Annotated in this window: 12 protein-coding genes; 2 read left to right on the forward strand and 10 right to left on the reverse strand. The window is 74.9% G+C overall.

Going from position 1 to position 23,100, the window contains the following annotated elements:
• Positions 1-4: 4 nt before the first annotated feature.
• From TU31_RS31015 to TU31_RS31055, 8 genes are all read right to left on the reverse strand, one after another.
• Positions 5-322, reverse strand: coding sequence for a hypothetical protein (locus tag TU31_RS31015; RefSeq protein WP_042160778.1), 318 nt, complete (start codon positions 320-322; stop codon positions 5-7).
• Positions 312-5,384, reverse strand: a complete 5,073-nt coding sequence (locus tag TU31_RS40355) for a type I polyketide synthase (protein WP_052719124.1) — start codon at positions 5,382-5,384, stop codon at positions 312-314. Before TU31_RS40355 ends, TU31_RS31015 begins: the two co-directional genes overlap by 11 nt.
• Positions 5,377-12,492: a type I polyketide synthase gene (locus tag TU31_RS31030; protein ID WP_042160780.1), complete on the reverse strand. Its 7,116-nt coding sequence runs from the start codon at positions 12,490-12,492 to the stop codon at positions 5,377-5,379. The genes TU31_RS40355 and TU31_RS31030 overlap by 8 nt, the downstream gene beginning before the upstream one ends.
• A gap of 485 nt (positions 12,493-12,977) precedes the next feature.
• Positions 12,978-14,021, reverse strand: coding sequence for a 2-hydroxyacid dehydrogenase (locus TU31_RS31035; protein WP_042160781.1), 1,044 nt, complete (start codon positions 14,019-14,021; stop codon positions 12,978-12,980).
• 38 nt (positions 14,022-14,059) lie between these two features.
• Positions 14,060-14,686, reverse strand: a complete 627-nt coding sequence (locus TU31_RS31040; protein ID WP_042160784.1) for a histidine phosphatase family protein — start codon at positions 14,684-14,686, stop codon at positions 14,060-14,062.
• On the reverse strand, positions 14,683-16,191 hold the full coding sequence (locus tag TU31_RS31045) for an FGGY-family carbohydrate kinase (protein ID WP_078886070.1): 1,509 nt from the start codon (positions 16,189-16,191) through the stop codon (positions 14,683-14,685). The genes TU31_RS31040 and TU31_RS31045 overlap by 4 nt, the downstream gene beginning before the upstream one ends.
• Entirely contained in the window at positions 16,184-17,755 is a 1,572-nt protein-coding gene (locus TU31_RS31050) for an FGGY-family carbohydrate kinase (RefSeq protein ID WP_042160786.1), read from the reverse strand. Before TU31_RS31050 ends, TU31_RS31045 begins: the two co-directional genes overlap by 8 nt.
• A gap of 13 nt (positions 17,756-17,768) precedes the next feature.
• Positions 17,769-19,094, reverse strand: a complete 1,326-nt coding sequence (locus TU31_RS31055; RefSeq protein ID WP_042160788.1) for an MFS transporter — start codon at positions 19,092-19,094, stop codon at positions 17,769-17,771.
• Between the two features lie 277 nt (positions 19,095-19,371).
• On the opposite strand from TU31_RS31055, the gene TU31_RS31060 reads away from it, so the two are divergent.
• Positions 19,372-20,163: a DeoR/GlpR family DNA-binding transcription regulator gene (locus TU31_RS31060; protein ID WP_042160790.1), complete on the forward strand. Its 792-nt coding sequence runs from the start codon at positions 19,372-19,374 to the stop codon at positions 20,161-20,163.
• 1 nt (position 20,164) lies between these two features.
• Here the strand turns inward: TU31_RS31060 and TU31_RS31065 are convergent, their stop codons facing one another.
• Positions 20,165-21,064, reverse strand: coding sequence for an oxidoreductase (locus TU31_RS31065; RefSeq protein ID WP_042160792.1), 900 nt, complete (start codon positions 21,062-21,064; stop codon positions 20,165-20,167).
• A 233-nt stretch (positions 21,065-21,297) separates the two neighbouring features.
• Positions 21,298-22,146: a helix-turn-helix transcriptional regulator gene (locus TU31_RS31070; protein WP_245698918.1), complete on the reverse strand. Its 849-nt coding sequence runs from the start codon at positions 22,144-22,146 to the stop codon at positions 21,298-21,300.
• Positions 22,147-22,296: 150 nt separating this feature from the next.
• Between TU31_RS31070 and TU31_RS31075 the strand changes: the two genes are divergently transcribed.
• Complete coding sequence (locus TU31_RS31075) at positions 22,297-23,058, forward strand: SDR family oxidoreductase (RefSeq protein ID WP_042160795.1); 762 nt, start codon at positions 22,297-22,299, stop codon at positions 23,056-23,058.
• Positions 23,059-23,100: the final 42 nt, after the last annotated feature.

The raw sequence follows: 23,100 nt of genomic DNA on the forward strand, positions 1-23,100 counted from the left end.
GCGGTCAGCTCGCGCAGGCCTGGTCGGCGAGGGTGACCCGGTCGATATGAGCGGCGAGTTCACCGACCGTCATGGCCAGGATCTGGTCGATGTCCTTCTCCGCGAGCAGGCCGAGGAAGTCCACCGAGGGGCCGTAGCGCTGCTGAAGCAGTTCGGCCAGCGCGACGAACTCGATGCTCTCCAGGGCCAGATCGTCATTGAAGGTGGTCGCGCAGGTGATCTCGCCCACGAGGAGGATTTCGTCGCCGACGACGCTCACCAGCATGTCGGTGATCTCGGCCAGGATCGTCCGGGTGCGCGCGGGGAGCGGGTCAGCTGCCATGGGTGGCCTCCGTGGGAGTGAGGGTGTCGGTGCCCGTACGGTCCTCGGGCCGCGGCCCGGTCCAGGCGACGACATGGCGTCCGGACAGGTCGTCGACGGAGTCGAGGTGGACGAGGTGGGGCCGGCCGTCCGGGGAGAACACCCGGAGCGCGCCGCCCGGTGCGGACGTCACGGCCCACTCCAGCGGCCGCCGGCCGGGGCCGTGGCCGGCCGCCTTCGCCGCGGCCTGCTTGGCGCACCACAGTGCGGTGAGCCAGTAGGCACGGCCGGGGTGCCCCGGCGTATGTCGTGCGTGGAGGTCGTCCGCCAGGCGGCGTTCGGCCGGGGAGAGGGCGATCCGTTCGAGGGCCTGCGGATCGTCGGTGACGCGCTCGATGTCGATGCCGACCGGGCCCGACCGGTGGGCGAGGGCTACGGCGAGCCGGCCCTTGTGCGCGAGCGTGAGATGGAGGCCGTGGGCGAGCGGGCCCTCGGGGCAGGGGCGGCCGTGCCCGTCGGTGCCGATCTGGATCTCGGCCGGGAAGACGGGCCCGGCCCCCGACTCCCACAACAGTTCCCGCACCGCGTCCTTGGCCGCGATCCGCCCCAGCAGCCAGGGCACGCGGGCCCGGGGCGCGCACCCTTCGTAGCGGGCACGCTCGGCCGCGCCCAGATAGCGACGCATGACCAACTCCTGCGAGGCCGGGTCCGACCAGCGGCGCCGGGCCAGGGACCAGCCGCCCGGCCGGGGTTCCCCGATACCGCACACCTCCGGGGTGAACTTCATCGGCCACACCCGCTCATCGGCACCGAAGCGCCGGTACGTCCAGCCCTCCAGACGCGCCCACACACGGCCGTCGGCGCCGCACAGCTCCACCTCACCACGCACCGAACCGGCCCTGACCTCGCGGATCCGGGCGGTGGCCGCCAGCAGCGCACCCGCACGGGGCGGCGGGCCGTAGAGCCGTACGCGGTCCAGGGACGCGGGGAAGACCAGTCGGTCACCGCTCAGTTTCAGCTGCATCCAGTGGCCGAGGAGCTGCCCCGCGGCATCCAGCAGGGCACCCGGCGCGGGCAGGGCGCGCAGCGTGCCGCGGATGCCGTCGGCGGCGAGTGTGCGGACCTCATGGACCCCGGCGAACGCGGGCCCGTGGAACATCCACCGGTCCCGGTAGAGCGCCTCCGCACTCACCGGCGCCGGCCGCTCGTCCGTCAGGCCCGCGGCGTCGGGGGGCGGCGGAGCCGGGTGCTGCGCCGCCAGGTGGACGGTGACGGCGGCGTGGTCCCCAAGACTCACCCGCACCCGGCCGTCCCCCTCGGGGGTGGCACTGACGGCCAGGTCGACGGGCGGCGCAACGGCCAGCCAGCGCAGGGCCCGTACGCCGGAGTAGCCGGTGACGAGCCCCCCGGGGCTCACCTCCCGAGCCGCCTCGGCGGCCAGCTCCAGCAGCGTGGTCATGGGAACAACGGGGAACCGGTCAGCGGGCTCGGGCCAGCCCTCGGGCTGAAGGTAGACGCAGTGGTCCCGGACGTAGGGCAGCGTCTCCAGGGAGAGGTGGCGGAGGGTGCGGTGGGGGGTGGGGGGTGAGGTGCGGGGTGTGGTGGGGGCTGTTGGGGGTGGGGGTTCGGTGGTGTGCTGGGCTGTGGTGGTGTGGGCGGCGGACGTTCGGGGTGCGGCGGGGGTGGTGGGGGTGGCAAGGGTGCTCGGGGCGGTGGCGGATTCGGGTGCGGCGGCGGTGCGGGGTGCGGCAGCGAGGGTGCCGGGGACGGAGACCTCGCGGGGTGCGGCAGCGGCGGCGCTGCGGGCGTCTGCGGCGGCGGTCGCGGCGGCAACGGCGCGGGTGGCGGCCCGGGTTTCGGCGAGGATCGCGTCCAGGGCTTGCCTGACGGGCTCCACAACGGGCGGCCGGGGGTAGAGCAGCGCTCCCCCGCCCCCTCCCCCTCCTCCCCCTTCGGGGGAGGGGGCGGGGGTGGGGGTGGGGGGTGGGGGCGGATCGGCAGGCGCGAGAACCGGGACACCCGGCGTCACCCCGCCGAGGCGGACCAGCGGCGAGTCGAGGTCGAGCCGTATCGCCGCACCGGCTCCCTCCGGGACCGCGACGCGGCCCGTCGCGCCGTCCACAGCGCGGTCCATGCCCCGGTCCGAGGCGCGGTACCCGGCCCCGTCCGAGGCGTGCTCCTCGGCCCGGCCCGAAGCCCAGTCCTCGCCCCGGCCCGAAGCACGATCCTCGCCCCGGCCCGAAACGCGATCCTCGGCCCGGCCCGAAGCGCAGGCCTCGCCCCGGGCCCCCGGGGGGCCGCTCTCGCCATCCGGGGCCCGGTCCCGAGCCCGGCCCACGGCACCGGCCGTCACCATGCCGGAGCCGCGCGGTGGGACCGTCAGCCGGTCCCACCGCGGGTTCAGCCCCTCGGTCCACAACGCCGCCGCCAGTCTGCGGAGTTGGGCGGGGCCGTCGCGGCGGGAGTCGGCTGCGGCGACGGCGAGATGGTCCTGGCCGTGGAGGGTGTCGGAGACGAAGCCGGTAAGGCTGCCGGCGCCTGCCTGGACGAAGGCGCGGACGCCCGTCTCGTAGAGCCGTCTGGTCAGCTCCTGGAAGCGGACCGGTTCCAGGAGGTGCCGCAGTACCAGCCGGCGGATCGCGGAAGGGCCGTCCGGGAAGGGGGCGGCGGTCGTCGCCGACCATACGGGGAGCCGCTGGTCCCGTAGCGGCAGGGCGTCGAAGGCGGTGCCGGTCTGATGGAGGTAGGGCGCCCACATCGGGGTGTGGAAGCCGGAGCGGAAGGGCATCTCCTGGGCCCGCACGCCCTGGCCGGCGAGTCTGCGGACGGCCTCGGCCAGCGGCTCCGGCGCTCCGCAGATCACCGACTGGTGCGGGCAGTTGTCATGGCTGACCGCGATCCGCTCCAGGCCCGCGAGCGCGGCGGCCGCCTGCGGGGCGCCGCAGCCCAGGGCCGCGTAGACCAGATCGGGTACGGCGAGCGAACCGGGCCGCAGCGAGTCGAGGAAGGCGTCCACGGCCTGGGGCGGATACATACCGGCGACCACCATGGCGGTCCATTCGCCGAGGCTGTGTCCGGTCAACAGGTCGGGGGTGACGCCGAGTTCGTCCAGGGCGCGGGCGAGCAGCCGGCCGACGGCGAGGCTGTCCACGGCGCGTTCGACCAGACCGGTGCCGCCGGAGACCGCGGGCCGGGGCAGGGCCAGCCGGTCGGCGAGGTCGTCCACCCGGGGCGGCGGCTCCGCCTCCAGCCCCGGGAAGAGGAAGGCGAGCCGCGCCCCCTCCTGCCGGGCGTACGGGCCGAAGAACGGGGACGGGGTGAACCACACCTCGCCCCGGCCACGCCAGGGCAGGCCCCGGGCGAGGATCTTGGCGGCGAGGGCGCGGCGCTGCGGGGTGGGGTCGAGGAGGGCGAGCCGGCAGGGGCCGTCGTCGTGCACGGGGGCGCCGGTGTGCGTCGGCGCCCCGTTGCCCTCCTCCATGTCCCGTAAGGCGTCGGCCAATTGGGCGGGGGTGTCAGCGGCGAGCAGGACGGCGCGCTCCGGCTCAGCCGTGCGGAGCCGGGCCGTCCGCTGGGCCGTCCGCTCAACCGCCCGCAGCGGAGGCGTCCGGTGCGGGGGCGGCGCTGCCGGGGTCCGTCGGCCCGGGGCCTCTTCCAGGACGGCGTGGGCGTTGATGCCGCCGAACCCGAAGGCGTTGACGGCCGCGCGCAGCGGTGTCCGTCCGGCGTCCCACGGCTCGGCCTCGGTGACCGGACGCATACGGGTCCGCGCCAGGCCCTCGTGCGGCTCGTCCAGATGCAGGGTCGGCGGCAGCGTCCGGTGGTGGACGGCGAGTGCCGCCTTGATCAGTCCGGCGATCCCGGCGGCCTGCATGGTGTGGCCGAGCATCGACTTCACCGAGCCCAGGCCGACCGGCGGAAGGCCGGCGCCGGGCGGGCCGAACACCCGGGCCAGGGTGTCGAGTTCGACGCCGTCGCCGACCGGGGTCCCGGTGCCGTGGGCCTCCAGCAGGCCGAGCGCCGCGGGGTGTGCGGGGTCGAGCCCGGCACCGGCCCAGGCCTGCGCCAGCGCGCTGATCTGGCCTTCCGGCCGCGGGCTCATCAGGCCGGCGGCGCGGCCGTCGCCCGCCACTCCCGTCCCGCGGATGACCGCGTACACCCGGTCGCCGTCGCGCTCGGCGTCGGCCAGGCGTTTGAGGAGGACGACACCGGTGCCCTCGGACAGCAGGGTGCCGTCGGCCCGGCGGTCGAAGGGACGGATGTGCTGGGTGGGGCTGAGCGCCCGCAGCTGGGTGAAGACGCTCCACAGCGTGGCGATATGGCAGTGGTGCACGGCTCCGGCGACCATGAGGTCACAGCGGCCGGCGGCCAGCAGATCGACGGCCTGTGCCACGGCCAGGAGGGAGGAGGCGCAGGCCGCGTCGAGCGTGTAGGCGGGGCCGCGGAAGTCCAGCCGGTTGGCGGTGCGGGCGGCGGTGAAGCTGGGGACCAGGCCGATCGAGGCCTCCGGCTGTTCGGGGCCGAGGCCGGTCTGGAATGCCTCCCGTACGGCCGCGATCCTCGACTCGCCCAATTCCGGGGCGAGTTCGCGCAGGGTGACGGCGAGCTGATGGGCCGTACGGACCCGCTGGTCGAGCCGGGCGGTGGCGACGCCCATGAAGCCGCCGCGGCCGAGGATGACGCCGATACGGGAGCGGTCGGCGGGCAGCCGTTCTTCACCGCCCGCGTCGGCGATGGCGTCGGTGATGGTGCGCAGGGCGAGCAGCTGATCGGGCTCGGCGCCCCGGACGGCGGCGGGCATGATGCCGAAGCGGGTGGGGTCAAAGGCGGCCGGCTCGGCCAGGAAGCCGCCCCGGCGGCAGTAGAAGCGGTCGCTGCGGGCGGGGCCCCGGGCGGCGTGTGGGTCGTAGTAGATCTCCGGGTCCCAGCGACCGGGCGGCACCTCGGTGATGCAGTCCGTACCGGCCACCAGGTTGCGCCAGTACGCGGCGAGGTCCTCGGCGCCGGGGAACAGCGCCCCCATGCCGACGATCGCGGCGTCCGTGGGCCGGGGGCCGGTCTGCCGGGCGGGTCTCTCACTCATCGCCCGCCCCCTCCCCGCCGGCCTCCGCCGCCAGCACGACCTGGGCCGCCGTACCGTGGGCCAGTTCGTCCAGGAGGGCGGCGGCCGCGGCGTCAGGGTCCAGGAGCGGGATGCCGCGGCGGGCGTAGGCGCGCGCCAGTTCGGGGGTGACCATGCCGCCGCCCTCGGCCGCCCACGGGCCCCAGTCGACGGCCAGGACGCGCCGGGACGTGCGGGCCGACCAGGCCGTGGCGAGAGTGTCCAGGGCATCGTTGGCGGCGGCGTAGTCAGCCTGGCCGCGGTTGCCGAAGACCCCGGCCACACTGCCGAAGAGGACCACGAACCCGGTGTCGTCACCGGCGGCGGACAGCAGATGGCGGGCGCCGTCAACCTTGGTGGCGAAGACCCGGGCGAACGAGGCCGGGTCCTTGTCCCGCAGCAGCTTGTCCGCCAGGGTGCCGGCGCCGTGCACGATCCCGTCGAGGCGGCCGTGCCGGGCCCGGATGTCCCGCACCACGGCGTGTACGGCGGCCTCGTCGGTGACATCGGCCGCGTGGTACCGCACCGAGGCGGCGAACGGGGCCAGCGCGGCGAGGGTGGCGGTGATCTCGCGACGGGCCAGGACCGCGCCGGCGGCCGCCTCGATCTCGGCGGGTCTGCTCAGCCCTTGGGCGAGCAGCGCGGCACGCAGCGCGATGCGCTCATGGGCATGGGCGAGGGCCGGGTCCTCGGGGGTCTCCGGCAGGGGCGTCCGGCCGAGGAGTTCGATGTGGCACCCGTGCGCGCGGGCCAGGGCGAGGGCCGTACGGGCGGTGATGCCGCGCGCCCCGCCGGTCAGCAGCACCACGGAACCGGCGCCGAGCGACGGCCGGCCAAGGCCGGTCCGGTCGTCCGGCAGGGGGGCGGGGACCGTGCTCAGGGTGGTGCGGGTGCCGTTGGTACGGCCGACGACGACCGGTTCGCCGGGGGCGCAGAGTTCGGCGAGGAGGTGAGCCGCGATGCGTTCGGGGCGGTCCTTGGGGTCGATGTCCACGGCGCGGATCAGGACGTCGGGGTATTCGAGGGCGGCCGTACGGGCGAAGCCGCGCAGCCCGGCACCGGGCAGCGGATCGGGGGCGTCCGCGGTGGCGTCCTGGCCGAAGGTGCCGCCGGCCGCGGTGGCCAGCACCAGGCGGCGGGCCCCACCGGTGAGGGCGGCGCGCCATGCCGCGAACTGATCGGGCAGTACGGCGCCGCGTCCCGCCCTCAGAGCGCTGAGGTCCACCACTCCGCCGGTCCCTTCGGCGGTGCATCGGACCAACCGCTCGGCGGGGACGGTGCGTACCCGTGCGCCATGGCTCTCCAGCAGGGCGGTGAGGGCCAGCGCCACGCCCTGACCGTCCTCCACCACGACGAAGTCTCCGCTCGCCACCACCTCGGCGGGCGGCCGGGCCGCGGGCGGGCCGAGCGGGGTGACCCGGACCAGGGAGCGGGTGGGGCGCAACGGCACCGGGCCGAGGTCAGATGCCTCCTCCGGGGCGAGCGGGTCTCCGGTGGCGGGCGCGAGAGCGGACACGGCGGGCGGCACCGGAGCGACCGGATCGCCCGGTTCGACCGGTGTGGGCGGTGTGGCCCGAGCGACCGTGGCGGCCGGTGTGGCCGGAGCGACCGGCCCGGGCACGGCTTCGGCCGGCGTCGGCGGGGGCTCCGGACGGGCAGCGGCGATCCAGTCGACGATGCCGCTGATGGTCTTGACCCGGGCGAGCTGTTCCACGGCCGATTCCATGGCCCCGTCCGCGTCCTGCGGCAGTCCGATCCGGTCGGCCAGCGCGCCGACGATCTCCACGCGCTTGATGGAGTCCACCGAAAGGTCCGCCTCCAGGTCGAGCCCGGCGTCGAGCATCTCGTGGGGGTATCCGGTCCGCTGGTGGATGATCTCCCTTACGGCATCGAGGAGTTCGGCGGGACTGAGGAGCCGTGGGCCGGTGGCGGGCGGCTGGGTGACGGTGGTGTCGGCAGCGGTCGCGGGCCCGACGGCGACTGCGGCCCCGCCCTCGGCTCCCACCCCGGCTCCGGCAGCTTCGGTGTGCGGCGGTACGGCCCACTCCTGGACGGCAGCGGATGCGGCCGGCTGGGCGGGTGCGGGGGCTTCGCCCAAGTACCGCAACACCACATCCCGTTGGGATGCCACCAGCTCCCGCGTGGTGCGCAGATACTCCAGCACGGCGTCGTGCCGGGCGGCGTCACCGGGAGCCGCGCCCCCGCCGGGAGCCGCGCCCCGGCCGTCGAGCGCCGCGCGCTGCCCGGGCTCCCTCCGCACCGCGTCCTCCTCGCTCCGCCGGGTGTCCACCCGTCGGGCCGGGCGCAGTCCGCCGGGCAGGCAGGCGCCGTCCGCGGTGCGCACCGTGTGGCCGTTCACCAGCCACCCCGGGCGGCGCGGCGCCGCGTCGGGCAGGAGTTGGGCACGGCCGCGGAACAGCGTCTCCGGGTCGACCGGGACCCCGGCCGCGGCGAGCCGGGCCAGGACGTGCGGCAGCCGGGCCAGTCCGGACTCGCCCGGTACGTCCAGCGCGAGCGCGGTGTGCGGACGTTCGCCCAGGATCTGCCCGACCAGACCGGTGAGCACGCGGCCGGGACCGGCCTCCACGAAGGTGCGGACCCCGGCGGCGTACATGTCCTCGATCTGGTCCACGAACCGCACCGGGGCGGCGACCTGGCCCGCCAGGGTGTCCCGCACCGCGGACGCCTCGCGGGCATAGGGGCGCGCGGTGGCGCCGGACCAGACCGGGAGGGCGGGCGCGGTCACCTCGGTCGCGGACAGTTCGGCGGCGAGGATGTCGCGGGCGGCGGCGAGTTGTGGACTGTGGAACGCACAGGCGACCGGCAGCCGGCGTGCCTCGGCGCCGGCCGTGCGCAGCGCGGCCACGGCGGCTTCCACGGCGTCCGTGGGGCCGGAAATCACGCTCTGTTCGGGCGCGTTGTGGTTGGCGACGACGACACCGGTGTCACGGGTCAGCTCCCGTACCCGGTCCGGTGCGGCCACGACGGCGGCCATCGCACCGGGGTCGTCGCCGGCGGCCGAGAGGATCGCCTCGCCGCGTCGCGCACTGAGCCGGAGCAGCGCTTCGGTGTCGTAGGCGCCCGCCGCCCACAGGGCGGTCAGCTCGCCGTAGGAGTGCCCCGCCGTGCAGTCGGGGCGCACCCCGAGCGTGGTGAGCAGCCGGTGTGCGGCGGCGGAGGCGAGGCCGAGCGCCGGCTGGGCGACCCGGGTGTCGGTGAGGGCGGCCTGCTGGGCGGCCCGCTGTTCGGGGGTGAAGGCGGCGGGCGGGAACATCGCCGCGACACAGTCCGGGTCGGCGTCGTCCAGGAGGCCGCGCAGCGCCGGGAAGGCGAGGAACAACTCGTCGAGCATTCCGGTGCGCTGGCTGCCCTGACCGGGGAAGAGGAAGGCGAGCAGCCCGGGGTCGGTGTCGCGGGTGCGGGGGTGGACGCCGTCGGTGGCGGTGAACTGGCGGGCGGGGGCCAGCTTGGCGGCGAGATCGTCGAGGTCCTCGGCGACCACGCAGACCTGGACCGGCCCGTCCGCCGCAGCGGTTTCGGCGGCCAGGTCACGTAGCGGCCACGGGCGTCCGGCCTGGTCGTTCGCCGTCAGGCGGGCGGTGAGCCGGTCCATGGCGCGTACGGCGGCGGACCGGTCGGCGCCGCGGAAGCAGAAGAGCTCGGCGGGCCAGTCCGTGAGGGCGTGGGTGGGTTCGGGGGCGCCGTCGTAACCGGCGAGCACGGCGTGGTAGTTGGTGCCGCCGAAGCCGAAGGCGCTCACTCCCGCGATACGGCGTGCCACGGGGACCGGCCAGGGCCGGGCGCGTCCGGTGTCGAAGCGGAACGGGCCGGTGTCCGCCTCGGCCGGCCGGGTCAGATGCAGGGTCGGCGGCCGCACTCCCGTGTGCACGGCACGGGCGGCCTTGATCAGTCCGGCCAGGCCGGCGGCGCATTTGGTGTGCCCGATCTGCGATTTGACCGAGCCGAGCGTACAGCTGCCGGGTGCCGCGCCCGCGGCCTCGAACAGCTCGGTGAGGACGGCGAGTTCGGTGGAGTCACCGACGACGGTCCCGGTGCCGTGGGCTTCGAGGAGGCCGACCTGCGCGGGGCTGATCCCGGCGCGGTGGTAGGCGCGTTCCAGGGCCCGCCGCTGGCCCTCGGGCCGTGGTGCGGTCAGCCCGAGGGACCGCCCGTCACTGGAGGTGCCGACCGCTTTGACGACGGCGTAGATCCGGTCGCCGTCCCGTTCGGCGTCCGCGAGGCGCTTGAGGACCAGACAGCCGACGCCCTCACCGAGCGCGATCCCGTCGGCCGCCGCGTCGAAGGGCCGGCAGCGGCCGGTGGGGGACAGCGCCTGCACGGAGGCGAACATCAGGTAGTCGTTGATGCCGTTGTGCAGATCGGCGCCGCCGCACAGCGCCATATCGCTGTCGTGGTCGCGCAGTTGGCGGCAGGCCAGGTCGAGCGCGGCGAGCGAGGAGGCGCAGGCGGCGTCCACGGTGCAGTTGGCGCCGCCCAGGTCGAGGCGGCCGGCGATGCGTCCGGCGATCACGTTGGCGAGTACGCCGGGGAAGGAGTCCTCGGTCAGCCGGGGCAGTTCGGCGTCGAGGGCGGGCGGCAGCTCGCCGAGGTAGGCCGGGTGCAGGGCGCGCAGTCCGTAGGCGCCGGCCAGTTCGGTGCCCGCCTCGGCGCCGAAGACGACGCTGGTACGGGCCCGGTCGAAGTCGCGGCCGGCGTATCCGGCGTCCGCCAGGGCCTTGGCGGCGGCGTCGAGGGCGAGCAGCTGCACCGGTTCGATGCCGGTGAGGGAGGCCGGGGGGATGCCGTGGGCGAGGGCGTCGAAGGGGAGCGCGGGCAGGAAACCGCCCCAGCGCGACGGGGTGCGCTCGCCCGCCCGCGCGGGGTCCGGGTCGTGGTAGGTGGCGGCGTCCCAGCGGTCGGCAGGCACCTCGGTGACGGAGTCGACTCCGGTGACGACATTGGACCAGTAACGGGCCGCGTCGGGCGCGCCGGGATAGCAGCAGGCCATGCCGACGATGGCGATGTCCAGCGGCGCCGCGTCCCGCTCCGGCTGCGCGACCGGTGGCCGGAACTCCTGTGCCCGCGCGAAGAGTTGAGCGGTCGCCCCGTCGGTCACGGCGGTGTGCAGCGCGGCGACGGTGGTGGTGGCGTGGCGGGCGGTGGCGGCCTGGCCCAGCATGTACAGGCCCTCCCGGCGCTGGTCGCGCTCTCCCACGGGCGCGGGCGGCCCGCCGTCGGTGTGCCGCAGGCCCTTGCTCGCGATCCGCAGTCGTCCGAGGTTGCGCCGCTCCAGTTCCTCCCAGCGGGCCCGGGGGTCGGTGCCGTGAGCGGCCAGGCGTCGGTCAGCCGCCGAGAAGTCCTCGGTGTAGGCGGTGTCCGCGCAGCGCGTGGCATGCCCCGGCGCGGTCCGCAGCAATACGGTCCGGTCGCAGGCCAGGGCGGTGTCCTGGAAGCCGGGGAGGACGGCGCCGGTGGCCACGGCCTCCTCCGTGAAGAGATAGGCGGTGCCCATCAGGACGCCGATGCGGGCGCCCAGTTCGGCGAGCGGGGCGGCGGCGGCCGCGGCCATGGCGGCCGAGCGGGCGTCGTGGATACCGCCCGCGAAGAGCACGTCCAGCCCTTCGGCCGTCCCGCCGCGCGTACGGGCGTGCGCGGTCAGCCGCTCGATCTGCTCCTCCCACAGCGGGAAGCTGGCCCGGGGGCCGATGTGTCCACCGCACTCCTGCCCTTCGAAGACGAACCGCCGGGCGCCTTCGGCGAGGTAGCGCTCCAGCAGTCCGGGCGCCGGGACATGGAGATAGGTCCGGGTCCCGGCCGCTTCGAGGGGCGCGGCCTGGGCGGGCCGGCCGCCGGCGATCAGGGCGTACTCGGGGCCGAACTCGGCCACCGCGGCGAGCTGTTCGCGCCGCAGTTCGGGTGGGGCGAAGCCGAGCAGGCCGACGCCCCAGGGCCGTTCGCCCAGCCGCTCGGCGGTCTCGGCCAGCAGCCGGCGCACCTGTGCGCCGTCCATGACGGCGAGCGCGAGAAAGGGCAGCCCGCCCTCGGCGGCCACGGCCGCGGCGAACGCGGCCTCGTCGCTGACCCGCGTCATCGGCCCCTGGGCCACGGGGAGATGGCGGGCGCCGGGGCGGGGGGCGAGCGGGCGGAGGCGCGCCGCGGCGTCGAGATGGCCGGTGAGGGCGGCCCGTACGGCCTGCACGATGCCGCCGGTGGTGCGGTGACGGGCGGCGAGCCGGGCGGCGAACGCACCGTCCTGGCCGATGGGGAGCAGCTGGGTCCGCAGATCCCGGGCGCCGAGGCGGGCGGCGATCCGGGCGGGGTCGGGGTCAGGGTCGTGGCCGGTGGTCCCGTCCTCCGCTCCCCCGCCCTCCGCACCCCCGGCTTCGTCGCCGGCCGCCCGCGGGCGGAGGTCCGGGCGGCTGAGGACCCGGTGGCCCGCGACGAGGGTGGTCTCGCTGCCGTCCATGGCGCGGATCGCGGCGGCGACCGCCCGGGGCAGCCGCTCCTCGCCCTCGGTGGTGAGCGCGAGCTGGGAGTCGAGCAGCACTCCGGCCGCCCCGCCGGCCACGGCCGCGGCGGCGGTGTGCGGGCCGATGCCCCCGGCGGCGAGGACGGGGACGGTCACGGACGGGTCGGCCAGCAGGCGCTGGAGCAGGACACAGGTGGTGAGTTCGCCCACCCGGCCACCCGATTCATGGCCGCGGGCGACGAGCGCGGTGACCCCCGAGGCACCCGCCGCGGCGGCCTCCTCGGGGGTGGTGACCTCGGCCCAGACGCGGCGCCGCCCACCGTCGGCCCAGTCCGCCGGTCTCCCGGGGGCCGGACCGTGCGCGGGGGCGGCTTCCGGCTCGGGGGCGGCCCAGGCCCGTGGGTCGGCGAGCAGCACGGTGTCGACCGCCTCGGGCAGATCGGCGGGCGTCAGCGGGCACCCCACCGGTATCCGCACGCCGTAGGACAGCTCCCCGAGCCGGGCGAGCGCGGCGCGCGCCGGGCCGGGGTCCCGGCCGAGGTCCAGCAGGCCCAGCGCGCCCGCGCGGGCGGCCGCGAGGACGATCCGCTCGCCCGGTTCCTCGAACGGCGAGAGCGCCACGACGAGATCGCGGCCGGCGGACCCGGGGCGGGCGGACCCGGCGGGGGCGGACCCGGGGTGTGCGGCCCCGGCGGTCCGGACGGCAGCGGCGGGCCCGGAGCCGGAAGGTCCGCCGGACCCTGGGCCGGCGGGCGGAGCGTCCGGGCCGGTAGATCCGGAAAGGGGGGTGCCGGGGAACGGGGGCCGGGGGACCACGGGCGCTCCTTCTGCCGGGGGCGAACACGCTGACCACTGCCACCTGCGGTAACCAGCGGTAGCCGCCGCTGATGCCGCGTTGCATCGTGAGGCCACCCCCGTGCACTGTCAACGCAACTGCAACAGGCAGTGGTTGAATGCGCCAAGGTCACGACGGCGGCCCCCGGACCACCCCGTGCACCCGCCGCCCCCGCACTGACCTGCGCTTCGCTGCCCTGCGCCGCCCGCTTACCGGCCCCATCGGGCCGCTCCGCCGCCGCGGCGGCGACCGAAACCCGACCCCCGGTGCCTCAACCCGCCCGCAGCACCCTGGGGTTGGCGCAGTGCACCAGCGGCTCACCGCGCAGATAGCGGCCGACGTCCGCGGCGACGATCCGGGCCGCCTTGTGCGCGACCTCCTGGCTGCCGCCCGCGATATGCGGGGTGAGGACGACACCGGGGGCGGTCAGCAGCCGTGCGGTGGCGGGCAGCGGCTCCTCGGGGAAGACGTCGAAGCCGGCGCCGGACAGCTGCCCGGAGTCCAGCGCGTCGCAGACCGCGTCGTAGTCCAGGAGCGCGCCGCGGGCGCAGTTGACCAGGACCGAGCCGCGGGGCATCGCGGCGATCTCCCGGCGTCCGATCATGCCGGTGGTCTCCTCGGTGACCCGGGCGTGCAGCGAGACGATGCGGGAGCGGGTCAGCAGCTCGTCGAGGGAGACCTGTTCGGCGAGGCCGGCGAGCGCCTCGGTGCGGACGTAAGGGTCGTGGACGAGGACGTGGGCGCCCATGGCGGCGAGGACCTTGGCGACCCGGCTGCCGATGGCGCCGAAGCCGATCAGCCCGACGGTGGCGCCGTCGATCTCGATGCCGCAGTTGTCGTAGTCGTAGTAGTCGCCGCGCCAGACGCCGCGGCGGAGGTCGGTGTGGGTGTCGCCGACACCGCGGGCGGCGGCCAGCAGCAGGGTGAGGGTGTGTTCCGCGGTGGCGGTGGCGTTCCGGCCGGGGGCGTAACAGACCGCGACGCCGTGCCGGGTGGCGGCTTCGACATTGGCGTTGACCGGGCCGCCACGGCTGGTGCAGAAGAGTTTCAGATCGGGGCAGTGGGCGAGGATCCGCTCGGTGAGCGGGCCGTGCTCGGTGACACAGATCTCGGCGCCCCGGAGAGCCTCGATCATCTCGTCCTCGCTGCCGGAGGCCTCGATGACCTCGGCCACCGGCCCGAACGGGGTGTGCGGCCAGTCGAATTGGATCTCGCGTACGTCCAGCGGGGTGTCCCCGGCGGCCGCCCGCACGGCCCGGGTGAACAGCTCCGGGCGGATGAAGTGGTTGCCGGCGGCGAGGACGGTGGTGCTCATGAGGGGCTGCTCCTGGGGACGGGTGCGGGGCGGGCGGTTCAGCGGAGGGCGGCGGTCCGGGCCGGGGCCGGGGCGTTGAAGCTGAGCAGGGCGGTCTGTCCGTTCTCGATGCGCAGCTCGGTGCGGGCGCCGTTGTCCAGCCGGGGAAAGACCCGGCGGTAGTCGGCGAGCGGGATGCCCAGCAGATGGCAGAGCAGGACCCGGACGAGCGTGGAGTGCGCGACGAGCAGGATCCGGCCGTGCGGCTGTGCGCGGGCGAGCTCGGCGAGGCAGTCGGCGGCCCGCTCGGCGGCTTGGCGCGGATCTTCGCCGTCGGGCAGATGGTGTGCGACCGGGTCGGCGAGGAAGGCGGCCAGCCGCTCCGGGAAGCGCCGGCGCATCTCGTCCCTGGTCAGGCCCTCGCCCTGGCCGAAGTCGAGCTCGTAGAGCCGCTCGTCGACATGGGCGGTCAGACCGCAGGCCGCGGCGGCCGGGGCCGCGGTGAGCCGGGCGCGGGAGAGCGGTGAGCTCCAGATGGCGGTCAGTCCGGCGGTGGCGGCCCAGGTGGCGAGGGCGGCGGCCTGCTCGCGGCCGAGGTCGGTCAGCGGCACGTCGGTGCGGCCGGCGTAGCGGTTCTCCGCGTGCCAGACGGTTTCGCCGTGGCGTACGAGGATGAAGTCGGTCACGGTGCTGCCCTCCTGCGGGCGTGGTCGGCCACGGTCCGGTCGAGCCAGCCACGGCGGGTGAGTTCGTCGATGAAGCGGAGATGGACGGGGAGGTAGCGGGCGGTGCGGTCCGGCCTCGGGGCGATCTCCCGGGCGGTGCGGACCATGGCGGCGGCCGCTTCCTGGAGGCCCGTGCCGGAGGAGGTGGCGGCGAGTACGGCCATGCCGACGGCGCCCTCGGCCTGTTGGGGCAGCCGGACGGGGCGGCCGAGGACATCGGCGCGCAGTTGGCACCAGTAGGCGTTGCGGGCGCCGCCGCCGGTGAGGGTGAGCGGCCCGTCGACGGGCGCGCCGAGGTGGTCGAGGTAGTCGAAGCAGAGCCGTTCCAGGCAGGCGACGCCGAGGAGGCAGGCGTGGAACTCGGCGGCCCGGGTGGGGGCGTGGCCGAGGAGGAAGGGTGCGGCTCCGGGGGCGCGGAAGGGGAAGCGTTCGCCGCCGCCGGCGACTAGGGGGTAGGCGACCGCGTCCGGGTCCAGGGCGGCGGCCTGTGCGGTGAGGGCGTCCAGGTCCGCGCCGGGGAAGCGCTGGGAAAGGACGCCCGCGCCGCTGCTGGAGGCGCCGCCCGGCAGCCAGGTCCCGCCGGGCCCGCGGTGGCAGTAGACGACGCCCGCCGGGTCGCGGACCAGGTGCGGGCTGCTGCCCTTGAGGACGAGGGTGGTGCCGAGCACCGAGTTCCAGGCGCCCGGCGCGAGCGCTCCGGCGCCGATCTGGGCGGCGCAGCCGTCGGTCATCCCCGCGACGATGGTGGTCCCTTCGGGGATACCGGTGGCGTCGGCGGCCGCGGCGCAGACCGTGCCGAGCAGGCTGCCGGGGCGGACGACCTCGGGCAACATCCCCTCGGGAACGCCCAGTTCGGCCATCACCTCGTGCGGCCAGCGCTCCTCGACGAGGTGGTAGCCGGTCTTGAGGGCGTGGCTGGCGTCGCTCGCGAGCTGCCGGCCGGCCAGCCGCCAGGTGATCAGGTCGACTTGGTGCAGCAGCCGGGAGCCGGTGCGGAGCCCGGGGTCGTCCTCCAGCAGCGCGATGAGCTTGGGCAGCGCCCAGGACGGCTGCATGCTGCGGTAGCCCAGCTCCTGCCAGACCTTCTCCCCGGCGGTGTTGACCGCGGCGGCCGGTGCGGCGGCGCGCCCGTCGTCGTACATCAGGCCGGGGGTGCGCGGGGTGCCCCGGTGGTCGGCGAGCAGGATCGTGCCGGAGGTCCCGTCGACCGCCAGACCGCGGATACGGCGGGTGTCGAGGCCGGCCAGGGCCTCCCGGCAGGCGGCGCCGAGGGCGCGCCACCATTCCTCGGGGTCCTGCTCATGGCGGTTGCCGTCGCGCCGGCCGGTCAGCGGGCGGGCGGCGGTGGCCAGGACCCGGCCGGTGCCGTCGACGGCGACACAGCGCGCGCTCTGGGTGCCGAGGTCGAGGCCGAGCCAGATGCCGTCGAGGGTGGGGGCGGCGCCGTGGTGGCGCGGGTCAGACACGGGGTCCTCCAGGGGTGGTCGCGGGGCTGCCGGTGGCTTCGGTCGGCCGGCCGGGGGCCTCGGCGGGGCGGCCGGCGCTCCCCCGCCAGACGGCGCCGCCGCGCCATCCCGCCTCCCGGGCGCGCGTCCGCCAGCCGAGGAAGTCTTCGTAGAGCGCGGCGTAGAACTCCGCGCGCTCCGGCTCGGGCTCCCAACTGCGCTGCATCCGGACGTACTTGGCGGCGGCGCTGTGCATGCTGGTCTCGGCGCCGGTGCGGACCAGACCGGTGAGGAAGGCCCCCTTGGCGCCGAGTTCGGTGTCGCCGGAGCGGGCGGTGGGCACCCCGGTGGCATCGGCGATCAGGGCGCACCAGGCGTCACTGTTGGCGCCGCCGCCGCACAGCCGCAGCTCGCTGACGTCCGTACGGGCGGCGGCCAGCGAGTCCCGCAGCACCAGCGAGAGCCCGTCGAAGACGGCGCGCGCCAGATCGGCGGGCGTGTGCTCCAGGGACAGGCCCCAGAAGGAGCCGCGGGCGCCGGTGTCGAGGAACGGGGCGCGCTCGCCGGCCGGGGAGAGATAGGGCAGGAACATCAGCCCGCGGGCGCCCGGCTCCGATTCGAAGGCCAGCTGCGCCAGCTCCGGCGGTCCGGGCAGATGCAGCAGCCGGGCCGCCCAGCCCAGCACCTCGGCGCCGTTGAGCGTGGGGAAGGCGCGCAGCACCCGTTCCCGGCCCCGGTAGGCGATATGGATGCCGGACGGTTCGCCGCCGGTGTCGACCCCGGTGCGGACGATCTCGGTGCACAGCGTGGTGCCCAGGATGCTGCACGCCTGGCCGGGGTTGACGACGCCGACGCCGCGGGCGGTGGCGGCGATGTCGTACGGGGACATCACGACCGGCAGGCCCGCCGGGAGGCCCAGCTCCGCCGCGGCCCCGGTGGTGATTTCGGCGATCCGCTGCGACTCCCCGAGGACGGTGGGCAGCAGCCGTTCGCAGGCGCCCAGGCCGAACAGCTCGATGATGGCGGGGTCATAGGAGCCGGTGGCGTGGTCGAGGAACGGGGCGGAGGCGTCGGACTCATCGCTCGCCCGGACACCGGTGAAGCGCAGGAAGAGCCAGCCGGCGGCGGTGAGCGAGGTGGCGGAGCGGGCCAGCCGGTCCGGATCGTGGGCGGCGAGCCAGGCGAAGAGGGCGTTGGGCATCCCGGCGCAGGTCAGCGAGCCGTTGCGGCGGAAGGCCGCTTCCAGGACGCCGTCCCCCTGCCAGCGGGTGAGCAGGTCCCCGGCCCGGCCGTCGGACCACAGGATGGCGGGCCCGGTGGGGCGGCCGCGGTCGTCGACGAGCCAGGCGCCGTCGCCCTGGGCGGTGAAGGACACCAGCCAGACCGGGTCGGTCAGCCCGTCGAGGACCGTGCGGACGGTGTGGACGACGGCGTTCCAGACGGCGTCCATGTCCTGTTCCGCCCAGCCGGGGTGCGGGCGCAGGACCTCGGTGCCCCGGCGGGCGACGGCGATCTCGGTGCCCTGGTCGTCGAAGACGACGGACTTGATCACCGTGGTGCCGACGTCGATGGTCAGTACGGACATCAGTGGGGTCCTCTCACGCCGGTGACGGGGCGGCGGTGGACGCGGTGCCGTCCGGGGCGTCGCCGCGGCGGGCGCCGGCCTCGGCGCCGTCCGCCGTACCGGGCGCGGCCGGCAGCTTCAGGAAGTGGGCGAGCAGGCAGCTCACCGCATACATCCCCGCGAAGATCCAGACAACCCCTTCGACGCCGAGCGGTCCGACGAAGACGGCGACGACGGCGGGGCCGACGAAGGTACTGGCCCCCGCGCCCAGGTTGAGGGCGGCCAGGGCCTGGCCCCGGTGCTTCGGCTCCAGGGTGGGCACCAACGCCGAAAGCGGTACATAACCTGCCAGCGTAGCCCCGTAGAACGCGGCGACCAGGAGAGCGAGCGGGAAGTTCGCGCCCACCGCGTCGGGGACGTAGAAGAGCAGCAGCGTGCTGAGCGTGCAGCCGGCGCCGCCGAACCAGGCGATGGTGCGGCGCCAGCCGAGCCGGTCGCCGACCACGCCGAACAGCAGGTTGGCGAAGATATTGGTCGCGAACATCGCGCTGAGCAGATGCAGCCACTGGGTGAGGCCGAAGCCGACCGTTCTGGTGAAGTGGATCGGCAGGATGACGAAGAAGCCGAACTGCGAGGCCGTGTTGATCACCCGGACCACCGAGCCGACCCCGACCCGGGGGTTGCGCCACAGGATCGTGATGCTGCCGACCAGGGTGGCCATCGGCCCCTCCCCCGCGCCGGGGGCCCGGCGTACCCCCCGGTCGTCACGGACCAGCAGCAGGGCGAGCAGCCCGCCCGCGGCCACCAGCACCAGCGCGGCCCACAGGGTGGCGTAGGAGCCGATGTGCGGGATGAGCCCGCCGGCGACCAGCGAGCCGAGGGTGGGCAGACCGCCGGTGAAGGCGAACCAGAACCAGCCCATGGCCGTACCGAGCCGGGCGCGCGGGGCCACCGAGGCGATCCAGACGAGGAAGCCGTAGGCGAACAGCGGATATCCCAGACCGCGCAGCCCGTACGCCAGCATCATCAGCGGATAGCTGGTCAGCGGGATGGCGGCGAGGAGGAAGAGCAGCTGGAAGACGGCCCAGATGCCGAGGCCCGCCCACATGACGCGGCGCGGCCCCCAGAGGTCGGACAGCACTCCGGAGAGCCAGGCGGCGATCCCGGCGGCGACTCCGTAGACGGTGAACAGCAGCGCGACCCGGGATTCGGAGAGGCCCTGGTCGAGGAGGTAGGGCGAGAGATAGCCGGACTCGACCCCGTCTCCGATCATGAAGAGGAGGAGTCCGAGGTATCCCCAGGCGAGGGTCGGCGGGATGCCCAGGCGTGTGATCAGCGAACGCGGAGGAGAATTCTTCATTGATTCTCCCTTTCTGCGGCGGCGGGGCAGGAGGGTGGACGCAGTGATGGAACCGCCGGGCGGAAACGGGCGTCAATGGCCGCCGGAATCTTCGCATCGGGGCCGCGACCTGCCATGTTGTGTCGTACCGGAGTCGCATGTGGCGGCCCTCGCGGCCGCGCGCGCCATGTGAAATCCGTGCGAACATAACGCGGCGTCTTCACGTGGCGGAGCCCGTGAACGGTGTGGGCCGCACCGGCTCGCCGCACGCACAACCGGGACCGGAGGGAGCGGAGCGATGGACCGGGTCGAGGCGCAGGAGGACCGGCGGCGCCGTATGCGGGACACCGTCATCGCCCGCGGGTTCGTGCGCACCGCGGACCTCGCCGACGAGTTCGGCATCAGCCTGATGACCGCCCACCGCGATCTGGACGCCCTTCAGACGCAGGGGTGGCTGCGCAAGGTGCGCGGCGGCGCGACGGGGCTGCCGTCGGCGCAGTTCCACGGCAGTGTCGCGGAGCGGATGGCCACGATGGCGCAGACCAAGCAGCAGCTCGCAAGGGCCGCCGCCACACTGCTGGTCCCCGGGCAGACGGTGCTGCTCGACGACAGCACGACATGTCTGCTGCTGGCGCACCAGCTCACCGGGCACACCCCGCTGACGGTGATCACCAACTCGCTGCCGGCCCTCACCACCCTCGCCAAGGAGCCCGGCATCGCCCTGATCACGCCGGGCGGTGCGTACTTCCCGGCATATGACGCCTTCATGGGCCCGCACACCGCGGACGCGGTCCGGGCCTTCCGCGCCGATGTGCTGTTCCTGTCCACCACGGCGGTCACCAACGGCCGCTGCTACCACACCTCACCGGAGACCGTGCAGGTCAAGCGGGCCATGATGGAGAGCGCAGGACGCCGGGTACTGGTCGCCGACCACACCAAGTTCACCAAGGGCGGCCTCTACGCCCTCGCCCCGCTGACCGACTTCGATCTGCTGATCGTCGACGACGGGCTGGCGGCGGAGCAGGTGCGAGCGGTACGGGCGGGCGGCACCGAGGTCATGGTGGTGCCGGGGCGGGGGCCGGTGACCTGAGTCAGCGTGCGGTGCGGCCGACCGCCCCGAGGAGGGTGAGATCGTCCTCCGTCAGCCGCAGTGCGCCGGCCGCCACGTTGTCGACGAGGTGATCCGGGTTGCCCGTCCCCGGGATCGCCAGCACATGTGCGCCTTGTCGCAGGATCCATGCCAGCCGTACCTGCGCCGGGGACACCCCGTGGGCACGGGCGACGGCGCGCACCTCGTCGTGCTCGGCACGGACGGCTCCCGCCTCGCGCCCCTCCCCGGCGATGGAGAAGAAGGGCACGAACGCGATGCCCCGGGCCGCGCAGGCGTGCAGCATCGGTGCACCGTCGGCCGCGTCGAGGCCGTACCGGTTCTGGACGCACACCACCGGTGCGATCGTCAGCGCTTCGGCGAGGTGTTCCGGGCGGGCGTTGGAGAGGCCGAGGTGGCGGACGAGTCCGGCATCGCGCAGTTCGGCGAGGGCGCCCAAGTGCTCGCTGACGGAGTCCTGGCCCATGAGGCGCAGGTTGACCACGTCGAGGTGGTCGCGGCCGAGCTGGCGCAGGTTCGCCTCGACCTGGCCGCGCAGCTGGTCGGGCCGCGCGGGGGTGGTCCACTCGCCGGAGGCGTCCCTGGCCGGGCCGACCTTGGTGGCGATGACGAGGTCGTCCGGGTAGGGCGCCAGCGCCGAGTTGATCAATTCGTTGGCGGAGCGCAGCCGGGAGAAGTAGAAGTCCGCGGTGTCGATGTGGTTGATGCCGAGTTCGACCGCGCGGCGCAGCACCCCGATCGCCCGGCCCCGGTCGCTGGGGGTGCCTTGGTGGAAGGCGGCGCTGCCGGTCAGGCGCATGGCACCGAGGCCGAGCCGGTTGACCTTGAGATCACCGAGCAGCCAGGTGCCCGCTGCTGCCGCAGAGACCGTGTCCGACGTCATCCTTCTCCTCAGCCCCCATCCGGTCGGCCCTCGCCCCTCGACGGTTGACGGCGCGGGGCCTTGGAGTATGCGCAGGTGACAGACGTGACGGAAAGGCACGCAGGGTCGGGCAAATGTCACAGCGCAGCCGGGAACTCCTGCTACGGCGCGGCGAGTTGTTCATGGTGAGGCGCGTCGCCCCGTCGGCGGCGGCCGGACCGCCGTCGGCACACCAGCGCCCGAGACCGGCCCCCTCAGACCGCCGGGCTCGCCGCCCAGCTGGCCAGCAGGGCCAGGCGGTCCGCCGTCTGTGATCCCGGTTCCGGCGTGTAGACCACCAGCATCTGATCCGGCTCCCCCGTCACCGTCAACGTCTCGTAGGGCATGGTGAGTTCACCCACCACGGGGTGCCGCATCCGCTTCGCCCCGTACGTCTTCTCCTTGACCTGGTGGTCCGCCCACAGTCGGCGGAAGTCCTCGCTGCCCAGCGAGAGTTCGCCCACCAGCGTCGCCAGTTGTCTGTCCCGTGGATGGTTCCCCGCGTCCAGGCGCAGATAGGCGACCGTCTCGGCGGCCACCGCGGGCCAGTCCGGATAGAGCTCCCGTGCCTGCGGGTTGAGGAACACCTGACGCGGCATATTGCGCTCCCCGGCCGGCATCTGTGAGAAGCCGGCGACGGCGTCGCCCAGCGCGTTCCACGCGAGCACGTCCATCCGGCGGCCGAGCACGAACGCGGGTGCCTTCTCCATGGTGTCCAGGAGGAGACGCAGTCCGGGGCGGACCCTCTGGGGCGCGGGCACGGCGGCGGCCGTGCGGCGGGCGGCAGGCCTGGCCACCGTGCGCAGATACTGCTGCTCGGTGTCGTCGAGGCGCAGGACGCGCCCGATGGCGTCGAGTACGGCGTCCGAGACGGAGGGGCCGCGGCCCTGTTCGAGGCGGATGTAGTAGTCGACGCTGACGCCCGCGAGCTGGGCGACCTCCTCGCGGCGCAGGCCCGGAACCCGCCGTCGGCCGTGCCCCGGCAGCCCGACCTCCTCGGGCCGGATGCGGGCGCGCCGGGAACGCAGGAAATCGCCGAGTTCCCCCGTCAGGGATATGTCCATGCGCTGATCCTAGGAGGTGTCGACGCTCCCATCCTGGTACTGGTGGACCCAGGAAAACGGCAGCCCTGGGTAAGTGCGGTGGCCGGGCGCAGTGTGGTGGTCGCCCCGGGAGACGCCCGGCGGCGCTCACCACCAGCTCAGGAGTTCCCCATGTCGTACGAGACCCTCGCCGGCCGCACCGCTGTCGTCACCGGAGCCGCCAGCGGTATGGGCGCGGCCACCGCCCGGCTGCTCGCCGCGCACGGTGTGCGGGTGGCGCTGCTCGCCCGCCGGGCCGAGCGGCTGGCGGAGCTGGCCGCCACCATCGAGAAGGCCGGCGGTCAGGCCCTCGCGGTCGCCGCCGATGTCACCGACGCCGCCTCCGTGGACGCGGCCGCCGAGCAGGTGCACAGCGCATACGGTCAGGTCGACCTGGTGGTCAACGCGGCGGGCGTGATGCTGCCGAACCCGGTCACCGACGGCCGCGCCGACGAGTGGCAGCGCATGCTCGACACCAATGTGGCCGGGGCGCTGCGGGTCATCCGCGCGTTCACCCCGGACCTGATCGCGGTGGCGGAGGCGGGCCGGACGGCGGACCTGGTGAACATCTCCTCGATCGGCGCGCACATCGCGTTCCCCCACTACGCGGTGTACGGCGCGACGAAGGCCGCGCTGACCTACCTGTCGCAGTCGCTGCGCACGGAGCTGGGCCCGCGCGATGTCCGTGTCACCAATATCGAGCCGGGGCTCACGGACACCGAGCTGGGCGACCACATCGACAACGCGGAACTGGCCGGCCAGCTGGGCGGGATGTTCGACGCGCTGACCGGTCTGGCGGCGGACGACATCGCGGACCTGATCGCCTACACGACGAGCCGTGCCCGCCATGTGAACCTGCGCCAGGCGATCGTGCTGCCGACGCGGCAGGCGTGAGGCACCGCCCGGCCGGACCGGTCCGCGGCGATTCGCGGACCG

The organism is Streptomyces lydicamycinicus (genome assembly GCF_000829715.2).
In the GTDB taxonomy this organism is placed as follows: domain Bacteria; phylum Actinomycetota; class Actinomycetes; order Streptomycetales; family Streptomycetaceae; genus Streptomyces; species Streptomyces lydicamycinicus.

What these genes read in the sequence shown, in the direction of transcription:
- TU31_RS31055 (WP_042160788.1), bottom strand. Translation starts at nt 19,094, where the DNA reads ATGAAGAATTCTCCTCCGCGTTCGCTGATCACACGCCTGGGCATCCCG.
- TU31_RS31060 (WP_042160790.1), top strand. Translation starts at nt 19,372, where the DNA reads ATGGACCGGGTCGAGGCGCAGGAGGACCGGCGGCGCCGTATGCGGGAC.
- TU31_RS31065 (WP_042160792.1), bottom strand. Translation starts at nt 21,064, where the DNA reads ATGACGTCGGACACGGTCTCTGCGGCAGCAGCGGGCACCTGGCTGCTC.
- TU31_RS40355 (WP_052719124.1), bottom strand. Translation starts at nt 5,384, where the DNA reads ATGAGTGAGAGACCCGCCCGGCAGACCGGCCCCCGGCCCACGGACGCC.
- TU31_RS31015 (WP_042160778.1), bottom strand. Translation starts at nt 322, where the DNA reads ATGGCAGCTGACCCGCTCCCCGCGCGCACCCGGACGATCCTGGCCGAG.
- TU31_RS31070 (WP_245698918.1), bottom strand. Translation starts at nt 22,146, where the DNA reads ATGGACATATCCCTGACGGGGGAACTCGGCGATTTCCTGCGTTCCCGG.
- TU31_RS31050 (WP_042160786.1), bottom strand. Translation starts at nt 17,755, where the DNA reads ATGTCCGTACTGACCATCGACGTCGGCACCACGGTGATCAAGTCCGTC.
- TU31_RS31035 (WP_042160781.1), bottom strand. Translation starts at nt 14,021, where the DNA reads ATGAGCACCACCGTCCTCGCCGCCGGCAACCACTTCATCCGCCCGGAG.
- TU31_RS31075 (WP_042160795.1), top strand. Translation starts at nt 22,297, where the DNA reads ATGTCGTACGAGACCCTCGCCGGCCGCACCGCTGTCGTCACCGGAGCC.